Origin of the sequence: Mycobacterium sp. 1274761.0, assembly GCF_001668615.1 — a bacterium.
Taxonomy (GTDB): Bacteria; Actinomycetota; Actinomycetes; order Mycobacteriales; family Mycobacteriaceae; genus Mycobacterium.
Map to the genome: position 1 here is coordinate 51,680 of NZ_LZMC01000062.1, position 13,923 is coordinate 65,602.

The 13,923-nt window shown below is 63.0% G+C and carries 14 protein-coding genes and 1 pseudogene; 6 read left to right on the plus strand and 9 right to left on the minus strand.

Annotated features, from left to right (window positions below; translation table 11 throughout):
• Positions 1–23: 23 nt before the first annotated feature.
• Both A5651_RS12695 and A5651_RS12700 read left to right on the plus strand, forming a co-directional pair.
• Positions 24–410: a nitroreductase family deazaflavin-dependent oxidoreductase gene (locus tag A5651_RS12695; RefSeq protein ID WP_066980644.1), complete on the plus strand. Its 387-nt coding sequence runs from the start codon at positions 24–26 to the stop codon at positions 408–410.
• Positions 411–771: 361 nt separating this feature from the next.
• Entirely contained in the window at positions 772–1,611 is an 840-nt protein-coding gene (locus A5651_RS12700) for a class I SAM-dependent methyltransferase (protein ID WP_066981190.1), read from the plus strand.
• Positions 1,612–1,904: 293 nt separating this feature from the next.
• Here A5651_RS12700 and glsA read toward each other — a convergent pair whose 3' ends face one another.
• The 3 genes from glsA to A5651_RS12710 form a co-directional block, all read right to left on the minus strand.
• Positions 1,905–2,921 (minus strand): glutaminase A, encoded by a 1,017-nt coding sequence (gene glsA, locus A5651_RS12705; RefSeq protein WP_066980646.1) that lies wholly within the window; start codon positions 2,919–2,921, stop codon positions 1,905–1,907.
• Positions 2,922–3,254: 333 nt separating this feature from the next.
• Complete coding sequence (locus A5651_RS26220; protein WP_255361806.1) at positions 3,255–3,389, minus strand: hypothetical protein; 135 nt, start codon at positions 3,387–3,389, stop codon at positions 3,255–3,257.
• 138 nt (positions 3,390–3,527) lie between these two features.
• On the minus strand, positions 3,528–3,989 hold the full coding sequence (locus tag A5651_RS12710; protein WP_156662858.1) for a hypothetical protein: 462 nt from the start codon (positions 3,987–3,989) through the stop codon (positions 3,528–3,530).
• A 1,054-nt stretch (positions 3,990–5,043) separates the two neighbouring features.
• Between A5651_RS12710 and A5651_RS12715 the strand changes: the two genes are divergently transcribed.
• Together A5651_RS12715 and A5651_RS25995 are read left to right on the plus strand one after the other, a co-directional pair.
• Positions 5,044–6,444 (plus strand): PLP-dependent aminotransferase family protein, encoded by a 1,401-nt coding sequence (locus A5651_RS12715; protein WP_066980652.1) that lies wholly within the window; start codon positions 5,044–5,046, stop codon positions 6,442–6,444.
• Positions 6,445–6,739: 295 nt separating this feature from the next.
• A complete protein-coding gene (locus tag A5651_RS25995; RefSeq protein WP_231988674.1) occupies positions 6,740–7,063 on the plus strand; it encodes a hemophore-related protein in 324 nt (107 codons plus the stop codon).
• Positions 7,064–7,104: 41 nt separating this feature from the next.
• On the opposite strand, the gene A5651_RS12725 is transcribed toward A5651_RS25995, so the two are convergent.
• Both A5651_RS12725 and A5651_RS12730 read right to left on the minus strand, forming a co-directional pair.
• Positions 7,105–7,770 carry a cutinase family protein gene (locus A5651_RS12725; protein ID WP_066980658.1) on the minus strand — a complete coding sequence of 222 codons (666 nt, stop codon included), beginning with the start codon at positions 7,768–7,770 and terminating at the stop codon, positions 7,105–7,107.
• A gap of 236 nt (positions 7,771–8,006) precedes the next feature.
• Positions 8,007–8,963 carry a nitronate monooxygenase family protein gene (locus A5651_RS12730; RefSeq protein ID WP_066980661.1) on the minus strand — a complete coding sequence of 319 codons (957 nt, stop codon included), beginning with the start codon at positions 8,961–8,963 and terminating at the stop codon, positions 8,007–8,009.
• A gap of 127 nt (positions 8,964–9,090) precedes the next feature.
• Between A5651_RS12730 and A5651_RS12735 the strand changes: the two are divergent.
• Positions 9,091–10,457 (plus strand): annotated as a pseudogene (locus A5651_RS12735) (HNH endonuclease signature motif containing protein).
• Positions 10,458–10,470: 13 nt separating this feature from the next.
• On the opposite strand, the gene A5651_RS26305 reads toward A5651_RS12735, so the two are convergent.
• Positions 10,471–11,403, minus strand: a complete 933-nt coding sequence (locus tag A5651_RS26305) for a peroxiredoxin (protein ID WP_066980664.1) — start codon at positions 11,401–11,403, stop codon at positions 10,471–10,473.
• A 39-nt stretch (positions 11,404–11,442) separates the two neighbouring features.
• A complete protein-coding gene (locus tag A5651_RS12745; RefSeq protein ID WP_066980667.1) occupies positions 11,443–11,823 on the minus strand; it encodes a DUF4189 domain-containing protein in 381 nt (126 codons plus the stop codon).
• A gap of 136 nt (positions 11,824–11,959) precedes the next feature.
• On the opposite strand from A5651_RS12745, the gene A5651_RS12750 reads away from it, so the two are divergent.
• A complete protein-coding gene (locus A5651_RS12750) occupies positions 11,960–12,643 on the plus strand; it encodes a sensor domain-containing protein (RefSeq protein ID WP_369803945.1) in 684 nt (227 codons plus the stop codon).
• A 23-nt stretch (positions 12,644–12,666) separates the two neighbouring features.
• Here A5651_RS12750 and A5651_RS12755 read toward each other — a convergent pair whose 3' ends face one another.
• The gene (locus tag A5651_RS12755; protein WP_066980674.1) at positions 12,667–13,095 is read right to left on the minus strand and encodes a hypothetical protein; all 429 of its coding nucleotides are present in this window, start codon (positions 13,093–13,095) and stop codon (positions 12,667–12,669) included.
• Positions 13,096–13,098: 3 nt separating this feature from the next.
• A complete protein-coding gene (locus A5651_RS12760; protein WP_066980676.1) occupies positions 13,099–13,908 on the minus strand; it encodes a 1-acyl-sn-glycerol-3-phosphate acyltransferase in 810 nt (269 codons plus the stop codon).
• Between the last annotated feature and the right edge of the window lie 15 nt (positions 13,909–13,923).

The window sequence follows — 13,923 nt, forward strand, 5'->3', positions numbered from 1 at the left end:
GTAACCGGTGAGAAAGGACCTTCATGCGAGTGCCTCGCGCTGTCGCAAACTTCAACCGCCGTGTGACTAATCCTGTGGCCCGCTCGCTCACACCGTGGCTTCCATGCCTCGGGACGCTCGAGCACACCGGACGCAAGTCGGGCAGGCACTACCGAACGCCCCTTTTGGTATTCAAGACCCGGGACGGCTTCGTTGTTCTCATCGGCTACGGGCCTGAATCGGACTGGCTGAAGAACGTATTGGCCGGCGGGCCGACCGTACTGCACAAACTGGGCAAGGATATCGCATTGGCCAACCCGCAGATCGTCAGTAAAGCTGAGGCCGCACCCCTCATCACGCCGGTGCCCCGATTCTTCTATCGTCTTTTCCCATACAACGAAGCAGCATTGGTATTGACGAAAACCGCCTAGACCGACTGACTTTCATTACTCGTCGCGCGTTCACGCAGGACCGCAGTTACAGAGAACTGGCGGGCGATATTCTCCGAATCTCACTATCCCGCTTTGACTTTGTAGCTCTAGCTGGGATGTTACCCACCATCTCACGTTCTCTAGCGCGGTCTTGACCATTCGGTGATTTCAGCCGCAAACGTGCGGGATGGACTGTAAATCCATGGGCGGACATCGCCCTGCGAAGTTGCGCAGATGCATGAACGTGAGGCCCCGGGCCAAACAGCACGTCCCGATGAGTTCGCCGCAGTGGGAATCCGCAAGGGCTTTTCCCGGCGGGGTTTTCGGAGAAGGTCACTCCTTCTGCTCGTACACTGCGATGATGGTTGCGAACCCGCTTCACGCGATCTGGTCCTCGGTTGCACCGGCCTGGAATCAATACGCCGACTTCGTCGACGAACGTGGAGCGAAAGTCGGCGCGGCCATGCTCGCTGCCGCGGATTTGCAGCCCGGTGAGAACGTGCTCGAACTCGGTTGCGGACCCGGCGGCGTCGGGATAGCTGCAGCCGAAGTCGTTGGGGTAGACGGTCACGTGGTGTTGTCCGATGTCGTCCCCGAGATGACCGCGATCGCGGAGGCTAGGGCGCGACAGCACGGCTTGGGTAACGTCACCGTGCGCCAGCTGGACATGGAGCACATCGACGCGCCGGACTCCTCCTTCGATAAGGTACTCGGCCGCGAGGCGCTGATGCTCGTCGGTGACCCGGTCGGAGCGGCACGGGAGGCGATTCGCGTGCTTCGTCCAGGCGGTCGCGCGGTGTTCGCGGTGTGGAGTAAGCCCGCTGCGAATCCCTGGCTCAGCGCTCTGCTCGACGCAGTGAGCACCCAGCTCGGCGCGCCCGTTCCGCCGCCGGGCGTACCGGGGCCATTTTCGTTGTGCGAAGAGGGCGCCCTGGCGGGGATCCTCTCAACCGCGGGCTTCGCCGACGTTGCCATCGACGAGGTCGAAGCCCCGCTACACGCCGAGTCGTTCGACGACTGGTGGACGGTCGTGCCGTCGTTAGCCGGACCGCTTGCCGCGCTTCTGAACTCGCTGCCCGACGAAGCGACTGCGACGATCCGCGCCGACGCCCAGCAGGCGCTGACCAGATACGCCGATGGCAGTGGCTACACGATCCCCGGGGCCAGCCTCATCGGGGTGGGGCACCACAACGAGACATAGGGGTCGTGCGTCGGCCCATTGCTCGATGTAGGCGGCGACCATGAACCCGTTGTCTCGTATTCGTTTTCGTGACTGACGGCGCCACGCACCTTCGTCATACCCCGACCCAGGAGCCGACTTGCCGAACGCCGCTGGGCGGTCGCGCTCAGGCCCCTGATCGGCGCTCAGCCGGGACCATCCCTTCGCTCCCGTCCGGCGACGAGCAGGACGCGTGCCGTCATTATTGCCATCTCGTCACCCACCGTCAGGATCCAGGAGGCTCTGTCTCCGTGTTTCTGCCGGTTCTGTGGTCACTAATCGGTGCCCGTTTGCGTGGGCAAGGCGTGTGCCTGCGAGGCAAAGATGTTGGGTCCCAGTACCCGTGACAGATAGGCCGTGGCACGCTGGCCGCGTACGCTATTGCCGGCTGCGTCTAGGGGCGGTGAGAAGGTGCCGATCCCTGCCTTGCCGGGAGCGATCGTGACAAGTCCGCCGGCCACGCCGGACTTGCCGGGCAGGCCGATCTCGAAGAGCCATTCACCGGACCGTTCGTAGGCGCCGTTGGCCGCCAGGATTGCCAGCGTGTCGCGGCAGACTCCTGCTGACGCGACCCGTCGCCCAGTCACAGGGTTGACCCCGCCGTCCGCCAGCGTCGCACCCATCACCGCCAAATCTCTGGCCGTCACCCGCAGCGCACACTGCCTGGTGTAAACGTCGAGGACAGCCAGGGGATCCATCTCGATACGTCCGTAGCTTTCCAACAAACAAGCGATCGCGCGGTTACGCTGACTTGCCTGCGATTCTGACTGATACACCGTCTTGTCGACCTCTAGCGGTCGGCCCGCGAACTCCGATAGCCCGGCGTGAATCGTATCCCACTGCTCTACCGGCGTCGCACCTCGAACGAGTGCAGTGGTCGCGATCGCGCCGGCGTTGACCATTGGATTCATCGGATGACCCCCATTGAGTTCGATCGCGATCAGCGAGTTGAAAGGCAGGCCGGTGTTGTTCACGCCGATCCGGTCACCCACCACCTCATGTCCGTACTCCTCGCAGACCAAGGCATAGACGAACGCCTTGGAGATCGACTGAATGGTGAACTCGATGTCGACGTCACCCGCAGAGTGCACTGCACCGTCGACATCGGTGACACAGACGGCGAACCAGTCCGGATTGGCCTGAGCCAACACCGGAATGTAGTCGGCGACTTTGCCACCGGTGTCCGATTTGCAGCGTCGATAGGCGGCTTCGACCAGCGACTCGACTTCGGACCCATCCGGTAGGTCACCGGTGTAGGCCTGTTGGGCGACATCGCCGACCTCGACATCCATCGCCGGTCCCCCTTCCCGGCTCAGAAGGCCGCCAGGCAGCGCTGGTTCGTGCGGATATGACGAAGCCTAGGCAACCCGCGGACAAGATGCGACATCTCACTTTTGACGTTCCGCAGGTCATTCGGCGTAGTTTCGCGTAATTCCACGCCGTCACCCGAGCCGCAGCCTTCACTTAATTTTCTCGACTCGAAGGCTATTTCGCAGAGGATATGGACCAAGGATTTCGAGTCCCCTTAGATCCGCAAATACGGAACCCGCTCCGAAGATCAGCTGGGGTGGGTTTCGTCGTCTGCGGGGGATCGGTCGACGACAGGCCGGATGTCCAACTCTGTCCTACGGCTGCCGAGAACACCGCCGACGCGCTGTCGGCCGGTCGTCGGTCACGCTCCCGTAGACGGCCTGAGTCATCCGCTCGGTGTAGCCGTGCCAAGCGGCGACCACATCGGCGGCGTCGCCCGCCGCGCGCATCCGAGAAATGTTGGAGTGGCGCAGCTTTCGAGCGCCGTGCGCAGGCAGTACCGGTTAGCGACAGAATCCCGGGGTGATGAAAATTCGGCCGCCCCACCACTCTTCGGTTACGACGCCCCGATGCTTCTGTGCGGGCCGTTAATTGGACCCGGCGTCGTTGTTCATCGCTTGCGCCGCACGGCTGAGGAGAAACGGGGCGAAGAACCGGTGGCCGGTTCGAATTGCAGGCCATGCTGTTCGCATCATCAGGGCGCCAAAGCGAATTTGCGTCGCAAATACAGCTTGACCCGGCGGCGTCAGCGTGATCAGCCGCACCCCTAGCTTTCCTGCGCCGTCGAGGCCCAGAGCGAAAGCGTCCGCTCGATCAACGATGATCTTGGCGCCGAGGACGTATCCAGGCGCATTCAGCGGTCCTACCCGTGCCCGCATGATGCCCCGCCCGAGCAGATTTATCCAGGGCAGCAGAAACCATCTGGGTGCGTCCTCGATGATCGCCCGCATCCAGTGCTCAGGGGTCCAATGAACGGGTGTCTCAACCACATACGCATCCTGGTAGTCAACACGGTCAAGTAGATTTAGTTCGTTGACAATGCTCGGCACGGGGATTTCGTCTGCCCGGGGAGTCTTCAAGAAGCGCCTCCCGATTCACAATGTGGGAACGTTTTGGAATGTATGCCACGGCAGGACTGTAAGCAACGTCAGCTCGAGCGATGCGCCATCCGTCAGCTGCGAAGGATTTCGCCGCCGGCATCAACTGCACTGAACGTCGTTAGCCGACGGTGCTGGGTGATTGAAGGGTCGAAGCGAGAACAACGATTCCGGCGGTAAGTGCGCCGCCTGCCGTTGCCAAACCGATCAGTCTTTTTGTTGGCGGCATATGCGGCCATGCACCGGCGATTCCTGTGAGATCACTACCGTCCGCGAGGAGGCCAGCGACCAGCCATGGCCGTATCGAGGCGCCTGTTCGAGTGGCGACCCACAGACCGAGCCCGAGCCCTATCTCCCGACCTCCCATGCCCCGCAGAAACGCCTGCGCATCGGGTGCGCTACCCCCAGCGCCCGCCAGTGCCCGCCCTAAACGGGCGGGAAATGCCAGCGATGCGGCCCCGAAGGCGAGACGACCGATCGCATACATCCGGCCGATATTCATGCGGGCCGCCTATTGATCCAGTCGCGTGCCCGCGCGAGTACATCATCGCGGTCAAAGAGCTCGGCGGTCCACGTGGTGGAACGAACGGTTCCACGGCTGCGGTACCGGCGCATTATGTCGATGTGATGCGGCAATTGGATAAACCGATCCAAGGCTTCGGTAGTAGTCCATACCGATACTGACCCGCTACAGCCGGCAGTGGGCACTGACCATAGCCACAGGCCGACTGCACCGGGCATGGCGTACCAGCCCATCCGCATGCGGAGGCCTTTGAGTGCCACTGCGGGGATGTCGCGGCGGTGATGCGCTTGGTACTCAGTGACGCTGACCACGACGGGCGCGTCACCCGGATGCTCTGGACCGGATATCCACGGTGTCAGCAGGGGTGTCGCCTCTCTGGCGGTTGTTTCTTCGTTAAGCATGCGTCCATGCTGGCGCTAGCATTGGTGTGTGTCACGGTCCAATAGTGGGGGCTCCGAACAGACCAATTCTACGGACGTCGGCTTGCCGGCAGATATCCTTCTCAACTTCGATCGGCGCGACCGACGAAAGCTCAGCGAGCACCTCCGCCATCAATTGCGAGCGGCTATTCAGCAAGGCCGACTTTCCGCCGGTACGGTCCTTCCGCCATCGCGAACGCTAGCCAGCGATCTCGGCGTCGCTCGCAGCGTTGTCGTGGCCGCGTACGAACATCTGATCGCCGACGGATATCTTGACGCGCGACAAGGATCAGGCACCCAGGTGTTACCAATTGCACCTGCGGCCGGTCACAACTCCGCGGCTATCGGTGAAACCGGACAGAACGTTCGACTCATTGGCGGATTGCCGGACCCAAGTTTGTTCCCGCGTTCCGAATGGCTCCAGCACTACCGCACCGCGCTACATCTTGTTCCCCATCAGCAGCTGGGCTATCCCGGACCGCAAGGGGCGGCAGCGCTGCGTGAGGCGCTCGCGGACTATGTCAGCCGCGTTCGCGGCGTAGCAGGCTCTGCAGGACGCATGGTCATCACCACAGGCATGACCCAGGCGATCGTGCTGGTATGTCGAGCACTCCAGTCCCGCGGCGCCACCGCTGTGGCCATCGAGGACCCATGCTTTGGCTTTCACCGCCAGGCAATCTCGAGCACGGGCATGCGCGTGGTGCCGATCCCGGTCGATGACGACGGGCTACTGGTTGAGAAACTCTTCGAGCACGAGGTTAATGCGATTCTGCTGTCGCCGGCACACTCCTACCCAAGCGGTGCGGTGTTGAGCACATCGCGGCGAGCATCACTCATCGCGTGGGCGAAACGTCACGATGGCCTAATCATTGAGGACGATTATGACGCTGAATTCCGCTATGACCGTGCTCCCATTGGCGCCATTCAGGGTCTCGACCCCGAGCGAGTCATCTATGCCGGGTGTGCGAGCAAAATGCTAACGCCCGCACTGCGATTGGGTTGGGCGCTTCTTCCCGCCCAGTGGGTAGACCCCGTTGTTGAGCAAAAGCTCGTCGATGACATGGGAACCCCGCTTCTCGAACAGCTCGCACTCGCCCGGTTCATCGAATCGGGCGCACTAACGCGGCACCTTCGCCGCGTGCGTCCCGTATATCGACGCCGCCGCGACAGACTGCTCGACACACTGAAGACGGCGCTCCCCGGAGCCGAGATCAGCGGCGTCGCGGCCGGCCTGCACGTGTACGTGCGACTGCCCCCCTCCTGCGATGAGCGACGCTTCATCAAAGCGGCTCGAGACCGCGGTGTCTTCCTCGAAGGGGCGAGCTGGCACTGGTCTGATTCCAACTCTGCTCCACCAGCGCTTGTACTTGGATACGGCTCGATCAGCGAGTCGGCGATACAGACCGCCATTTCAACGCTCGGTTCTATCGTTGAGCCAGATTCTGTACATGGAGACGCCCCATAAGCCGCGATCTGCGCGCCTACCGGCGCTGCCCTACCACAGCCGCTGTGGTCCTCGATGTTCGGCGGAGCCCGCCGTTGCGCAGTCAGTCGATCATTCGACGACCTTTAACCGATTTGTCACACCACTGCCCTCAGTGCTGTCTGGCCATAGCAACTGATCTTTCAGTGGTGGGGGAATGAAAGCCGTGGTCTTCCTTGCGAGCCCGCCAGCTGATAACTTTTGAGCAAACGCGTGCTCGTGACGTCACCGAGAAAGGCGCATCGCTAGGGAGGTGTAGGGCGCAATGGTGAAACACATGTGGAGGAATCTGGGGGTTGCGGTTGTCGCTATGGGGTCGGCGTTGACCAGCGGGGCTGGGGCCGCAACTGCAGAAACCGACATGACTTCATTTATCAATACGACGTGCACATATTCACAGATGAAGGCAGCGCTGAATGCGATTGCGCCCGATCGAGGCGCTGAATTTGCCGCTGCCCCAATGGCGCAGACGTGGATGCATGCGTTTCTCGACTCGCCGGTTGAGCAACGCCGGCAATTGATTCAACAGGCGCCTCAGGTGATGCAATACGACGATCTTGTTGTCGCCTCTGCCAACACCTGTAAGAACTTTCCGGCTTAAAACGTCATCGGCCCGGGGGAGCAGCTGCCCCCTGTAAGTGGCTAGAGATGACTTACGACGAAGGCTGCTGCGTCGTTCGTCATCCCGTTCATGCCGTAGGTAATGTGCGCGAACCCAGGTTGGCCACCTGGGACGCCGGAGCAGATGTCATCCCCGGGAGCGCACAACTCGATGGTCTTCGGTGCATAGAGCGGGCCGATCTTGATAGGCGGAACGCCATAGCTGCTCAAGAACTGGTCCGAAGGCTTTCCGAACAGGGCAACCGCCGCGACGTGGTTGGCGACCTCCGCAGGCATTGGCTTGGGTACGTACTGGACGTACTCGGCAGGCACTTCTCTCGGTATGGAAGCCGAGGTAACGAAGCCCGCCAACGCCGCGCCTTGCGAGTATCCGCCCAGGACGATCTTCGTATTCGGACAGTTCTTCGCCATGGACTGCACATGATCTCTGGCGTCATAGATTCCATTGATGACGGTGCTGAGGAAGTTCAAACCACCTTGCAAGTCGCCGGGGGCGGGGAAATCGCCGCTGGCGGCGTAATCGACCCCGTATACGCCGATCGACCTGTTGCCGGCCTGCGCTCGCAGTGAGTCGACAAATGCTTGTCCGACGTTGCCCACACCGGGCGGCTCGTAGGTACCGCGGGCGAACACCACGTCGACGTCGGGGCAGGGCTCAGCGAAAGCCGGGCTGATCGTCGACCCCATTACCGCCGCCCAGCACGCGAGTGCGGCAGCAAGTACAGGAGCGATGTGGTGTCCGCGCGCTCGGCGCGGGAATCGGCGCGCCCACCCAGCTTGCCTTGAACCAATGACTCTCATCTGCACCCCACAGCGTCGCAGTCTCCCGACCCTGAACTGATCCAATGCTGCCATGCTTGGCGGGGGTGGGACCCGGTTCTTAGCAAACCCGCCGCACCGGTGCCCGTTCCTGCGTGGTGGCGCTAGGGGGTCAGCATCTTGACGAGCTCTGCAGCCTTGGGGATGTTCGCTATTCCAACGACGTTCGTACCGGCGTATAGCGGTCGCCAATCAACCAGCTCGTCGGGTTCGTCTGCGGTCGGCGGTTGGGCGGCGAGGAACGGCAGCCGCCTCGGCGGTTGTGCCTTGAGCGCACGCTCCTGCACGGCAGGAGGAATCACGGTAGCGAGACGCGTCATGGCCTGATTAGCCTTGCGAACCCAGCCAGGGCCTCGGTCTTCATGGCCCAGCCAGCGACGCGTTGCAGCGTTCGGAATAACCCGATGGGGTGCATCGGGCCAACCCAATCCGAACAGTTCCGTAAGCACGGTGTCATCTGCTTCGACGCAGCGCCGCTTGTACTCGGCATGTGCGCGGCTCTCTTCAGACACGAGGAAGCGAGTGCCGACGACCGCCGCAACTGCGCCAGCGTCGAGCGCGGCCTGCACACCTTCGGCATCGACAATTGCGCCGGCGAGGAGAACGGGGATATTCACCGCGGCGCGTACCCGTTCGAGCAGCTCGAACGCCGGCGTCGCTCCGCGGACGTGGCCGCCGGCCTCGACACCTTGGGCGATCACGGCATCCGCGCCTGCCTTCTCTGCGGCCCGCGCCTCTTCGACAGATCCGCATTGATGGAGCCACGGGGTAGCTGCGAGCCGGCGAGGTGGGCCCCAGAAAGTCACGATGACGTCTGCAGCGGCGGCCGCCTCCGCATCACCGGGACGAAGGAACGGCAGCAGCAGATTAACGGCGATCGGTCGCCCCGTGGACCTGCGAGCGGCGGCAATCTCGGCCGCGATGGGCGCTCGGGCACCACCGATCGTCCCAAGACCGCCCGCCTCCGATACCGCCGCCGCCAATTCGTGTCCCGCGACATAGCCCATGCCGGCTTGTACAACCGGTACTGCGAAGCTCTGCAGATCAAACGCTGCGGCCATTCGCATTAAATTACTTGCCGCATCAGCGGGTGAACCAGACAGAGTCCTCAAATCTTTTCTGTCACTTTGGTTTCGATAGTCACATTCGCAGTCGGGTTTGTCGGTGGGTCGAACTAGTGTTCGATATATGGGTTCGACCCGCGAGGACATCGAGGCGGCGTATGCCGACCTCGATGCCGCGTGGGCGGCGGTCGCCGCGCTGTCCTACGACGCGCTCACAGTCACCGAGAAGAGGGATCTTCTGGTTCGGCTCGAAACTAACCGCCGCCGCGGCCCGGCCGCCGAGCATCGGTTGATCAATCAATTGGCCGCCGAATGTGCTCCGGAGGTGCTGGGCGGCACCTCGCTGGCCGACGTGCTGGCGACGGCGTTGCGGGTCAGCACATCGGAGGCCAGGCGTCGAATCGCTGAAGCCGACGACTTGGGACCGCGCACCGCAGCGTCGGGCGAGCCATTGCAGCCGCGCCTGCCTACCACGGCGTGGGCTCAGGCAAAGGGAACTATCGGCGCTGAACACATCAACACCATCCGCACGTTCTTCCACAAGCTGCCCAACGCCGGGGATCACGCGACCGCGAACAGGCCGAGATTCAGTTGGCCACGCTGGCCGCCGGGCTGGGACCCGCCCAACTCGACAAGGCCGCCGCCCGGCTGGCCCAGCTGCTCGATCAGGACGGACCCGCTCCGACCGACGCCGACCGGGCCCGCAAGGCCTACCTGATGGTCAGCGCCCCCGGACGCGACGGCATGAGCGAGGTCCGTGGCCGGCTGGATCCTGAAGCCCGCGCCTACTGGGAAGCCATCGAAGCCAAATGGGCCGCCCCGGGCATGTGCCACCCCGACGACGACCAGCCCGCCGTCGACGCACCCGCCACCGTGACAGCCCGACAGCGCGATGGGCGCTCCCAACCGCAGCGCAACCATGACGCGTTCAAGGCGATGGCCCGCTCGCTGCTGGCTTCGGGGCAGCTGGGCCGGCACAACGGGTTACCGGTGTCGGTGATCGTGTCCACCACATTGAAAGAGCTCGAAGCCGGTGCCGGGCACGGTGTCACCGGCGGGGGCAGCGTGCTGCCGATGTCTGATCTCATCCGGATGGCCAGCCACGCCTACCACTACCTGGTCATCTTCGACGACCACACCCGCATCCCGCTTTACCTCGGCCGCACAAGGCGCTGCGCCTCACCCGGCCAACGCATCGTGCTGCACGCCCGCGACCGCGGCTGCACCTTCCCCGGCTGCACCGCACCCGGCTACCAATGCCAAGCCCACCACGGCAAAACACCCTGGGCGCGCGGCGGCAACACCAACGCCGACGAAGAGATGCTGGCCTGCCAACCGCACAACCTCCTTGTCGAAAAAGGCGGCTGGACAACACGAATACGCCACGACGGCAAAGTCGAATGGATCCCCCCACCCCACCTAGACACCGGCCAACGGCGCGTCAACGACTACCACCACCCCGAGAATTACCTCCTGCGGGAAGACGACTAGTCACGCCGTGCCGTCAGAGTGCCCGCAAGCCGCGCAGCGTCCGGGTTATCAGTTCACGCCGTTCGTCGATCGTCATCGAGTCGCCAGAAGGGGCGCGCACCCGCACGTAGCCCTTTGTCACCAGGTCACCGACCAGGAACCGCGTCGCACCCAGAGGTAAGGACAGATCAGCGGCGATCTCTGCCACCGAGCGGCCCTGCGCGCAACAGGTCAAGATCTGGTCCCGCACATCATTTCTCGGCCAAGGCGGCCGCGTCACTGACATGTTTACCGATTCGACCGGAGCCTCGAGTGGCAGCTCGACACCGGCGTCGGTACGACCCGCCGTCACTGCGTAGGGACGCACCAGCCTCGGCTCGTCGGAGGGTTTCGGTTCGGTGAACCAGTCGTTGTCCTCCGCCGGTCGGCGTAAGTCGGTGCGGCCCTGCAAGAACTTCAGGGCCTGGTCGGCGTGCACCGATGCGCGTAACTCATTGGAGATGACCTTGAGCACGGTGCGGTCGGTGTCGATGACGAACGTGGCCCGTCGTACCGGCAGCAGCCGAGCGACCAGGCCGCGGCGCCGGGAGTGCCTGCGGCGCCGGGCTGCATCACGCGCCACGACGGAGGTACGCAGTTTGGCGAGCCGGCCTCGCCGCACCCCGAACAGCTCGCACACCACGCCGTCGGCATCTGACAGCAGCGGATAGTCGAACGAGCGTTGTTGCGCGAAGTGGGCCTGCTTGTCGACGGTGTCGGTGCTGATGCCGACCCGCTGGGCGCCCACCGCGTCGAACTCACTGCGCAGGTCACGGAAATGACAAGCCTGGGCGGTGCAGATCGGCGACGACGCCAATGGAAAAAAGAACAGCACGACCGGACCGTCGGAAAGGAGAGTGGACAGTGTCCGAGGCCGACCGCTGTGGTCATACAGAGTGAAATCAGGCGCCTTGTCGCCTGCGATCATCGGCAAAGACTAACGCGGAGTCAGATAGTTCGTACACAGTCAGCTGCAAACCCAGCCGACGACCCGGCAGCCGGGACCGTATTGACTGCATGAGGCCAATGCCTTGCTCTGCGCGCCGGCGGCGGTGAAGTCCTGTCCCCACGCCCAGGACGTATTGGAAGACTGGGTGACCGCACCGCACGCCTTGGTGAAGGCCATGACTGCCCGGCAATCGCGTGCTTTGCAGAGGCCGATGGCCGCTCTTTGTGCCTCGACAGCCGAGTTCATGCCCTTCGAATAGCCCACCGTGCCGGCGCCGGGAGAGATCGCTATCGCTCCCCACCCCAGGGCGCTCGCGATCGGCGCTGTAATTCCGGTACCACCGAACAAACCGGCGGCCACCAGCAAGACCGCAAGCAGACGCCGGAGAGCCACCCGCATGAAAGCGCATCTTATTCTTCCCGGGCTTGCTGAGCGGGTGGACACGCCGCAGTGGAGGCTCGCCGGACTAAGCGGCGCACTTGGCATATCGCCACAGCGAGCGTCCCCGATCCGTCAATATGAACTTATGCGCCTCATGGCCGCGCTCGCCGTTGCTGGCGTCTGCATCCTCGCCGCGGGGTGCAGCGGTGGCACCGACGACGCCAGCAAAACGTCGACTACCACATCCACTACCACAACGAAGCCTCCGCCACCCGTGCAAGAGGCGGCGCTGAACGATTTGTTGCTGCCCCCCGAGCAGATCAACGCCGCCATGGGGGCGACAGACATGGTGGTCACGAAGACCCAAGACGCAATGTCGGACGACAGCGCGACGATGGAGCCAAAGGAGTGCCTCGCGGTCGACGGCGCGTTGCAGGCCGTGGTCTATGGCGGCAGCGATTTCAGCACCGTGCGCGGTCAGACCCTGACGGACGGCGACAACTTCGCGCACTACGCCCTTCAGGCGGTGGTGTTATTTCCAGGCGCCAAACTGGCCAACGCGTTCTTCACCGCCTCCACACAGCAGTGGCCGGCCTGCCACCAATACACCCACTTGCAGACCGGCACCCACTGGACCGTCGGGCCCGTAAACAACGCCTCCGGCATGCTGAGCAGCTCTGCGACCCAACAGGACGCCAAGGCTCCCGGCTGGGGCTGCGGACGTGCGCTGGCGATCAGAAACAATGTCGTGATCGACATCAACACCTGCAGCGCTAATCCTGGCGACTCAGCGGTCAATATGGCCAACCAGATCGCCGCCAAAGTGCCCATACGGTAAGAGAATTGGCTCGACCGCCTTGTCTAGCCGTATTCGAGGTAGTGCCGTATTTCTTCCACGGCCGCTTCCAGGGTGCGGGACGCGATCCCGCGTCCGATGAATTCGATGAACCATGCGGTCACCAAACTGGCCAGCGAGTACGTCAAAGTAAGACTCAGACGGCTACCGTCGCCATCCTCTTCAACCAGCGCCTCGAACGAATGCCGGGTTCCGCGCAGGGAATGCCACGCCAGCCGTCGCGGCTGGGTCGTCGCCAGGATTCGACCACCGAGGAAGATGGTGCCGCTTTGCATGAAGATGTCCCACAGCTCGCCGTCGCTGGTATCGCTGATGAACTGACAGCGTTTGAACGTCGAAACCTTCGGGACCAGTTCGTGCATGTCGGTGATGAACAGGCTTACATCGTCGGCATTACGGCGTATTCGTCGTGTCACCGAGACCGTTTGGGTCATGCGTCACCTGACCATCGGGACGACGGTGCGACTTGCCAGCGATGAAAGGCCGACCTGCATAACGCTTTCAACGTAGCCATAGGCGTGATCCCAGTCGGGCTCCGCTCCGAACTGCTCACGTACGTCGATCGGATCGAGCACCTGCATGCGAATTTTGGCGGGCAATGGAAAGTGCGGAAGCGGAAGCGGCGTTAATCCCCACGGCACACTCACTGACAACGGCAGGCTTTTGACTCGCAGTAACTTGTCGAGTCGCAGCGCCTTTGCGGTTCGGCGCCCATCGTTGAGGACGAACAGTGTGTCATGACCTCCGGTAGCTACGACGGGAACGATTTTGACGCCGCTGCGGTGGGCGAGCCGCAGGAATCCCTTGCGGCGGGAAAGGACGATCTTGTGCCGGTCCCGCCACGGCCGGAGCGCCTCTACGTCACCGCCCGGATAGACCAGGGCTGATCCGCCGCTGTTGAAGATTGTTTCGGCGAGTGGGTTGTCGGCGGCGACGACGCCCAGCTTGCGCGTCATCGGACCAACGAGCGGCGTCTTGGTGATGGTGTCATGTGCTAACGCATACAGCGGTCGCCCTTCCACAGTGAAGTAGGTGTTGTAGGCGAGCAGAAAGACGAACGTGTCTGGGGTCGCCCCGCCACCGCTGTGGTTACCGACGAACAGGACGGGTTCGTCAGGCACCTTCTCGAAGCCCTCCACCTCGGCGCGGAACCACACCGTCGCTGCAAACCAGAATGTGGGCAGTACGTTACGGATGAACTCGGGGTCGCGTCCGCGAAGAGCCTCCGGAAGCTGATCTTTATCCACGTCAGCACGATTAAC

Coding starts and splice junctions, on each gene's coding strand:
- A5651_RS12695 (WP_066980644.1), top strand. CDS start 24: ATGCGAGTGCCTCGCGCTGTCGCAAACTTCAACCGCCGTGTGACTAAT.
- A5651_RS12700 (WP_066981190.1), top strand. CDS start 772: ATGGTTGCGAACCCGCTTCACGCGATCTGGTCCTCGGTTGCACCGGCC.
- glsA (WP_066980646.1), bottom strand. CDS start 2,921: ATGGATGTCGAGGTCGGCGATGTCGCCCAACAGGCCTACACCGGTGAC.
- A5651_RS26220 (WP_255361806.1), bottom strand. CDS start 3,389: ATGCGCGCGGCGGGCGACGCCGCCGATGTGGTCGCCGCTTGGCACGGC.
- A5651_RS25995 (WP_231988674.1), top strand. CDS start 6,740: ATGTGGAGGAATCTGGGGGTTGCGGTTGTCGCTATGGGGTCGGCGTTG.
- A5651_RS12725 (WP_066980658.1), bottom strand. CDS start 7,770: ATGGGGTCGACGATCAGCCCGGCTTTCGCTGAGCCCTGCCCCGACGTC.
- A5651_RS12730 (WP_066980661.1), bottom strand. CDS start 8,963: ATGGCCGCAGCGTTTGATCTGCAGAGCTTCGCAGTACCGGTTGTACAA.
- A5651_RS26305 (WP_066980664.1), bottom strand. CDS start 11,403: ATGATCGCAGGCGACAAGGCGCCTGATTTCACTCTGTATGACCACAGC.
- A5651_RS12745 (WP_066980667.1), bottom strand. CDS start 11,823: ATGCGGGTGGCTCTCCGGCGTCTGCTTGCGGTCTTGCTGGTGGCCGCC.
- A5651_RS12750 (WP_369803945.1), top strand. CDS start 11,960: ATGGCCGCGCTCGCCGTTGCTGGCGTCTGCATCCTCGCCGCGGGGTGC.
- A5651_RS12755 (WP_066980674.1), bottom strand. CDS start 13,095: ATGACCCAAACGGTCTCGGTGACACGACGAATACGCCGTAATGCCGAC.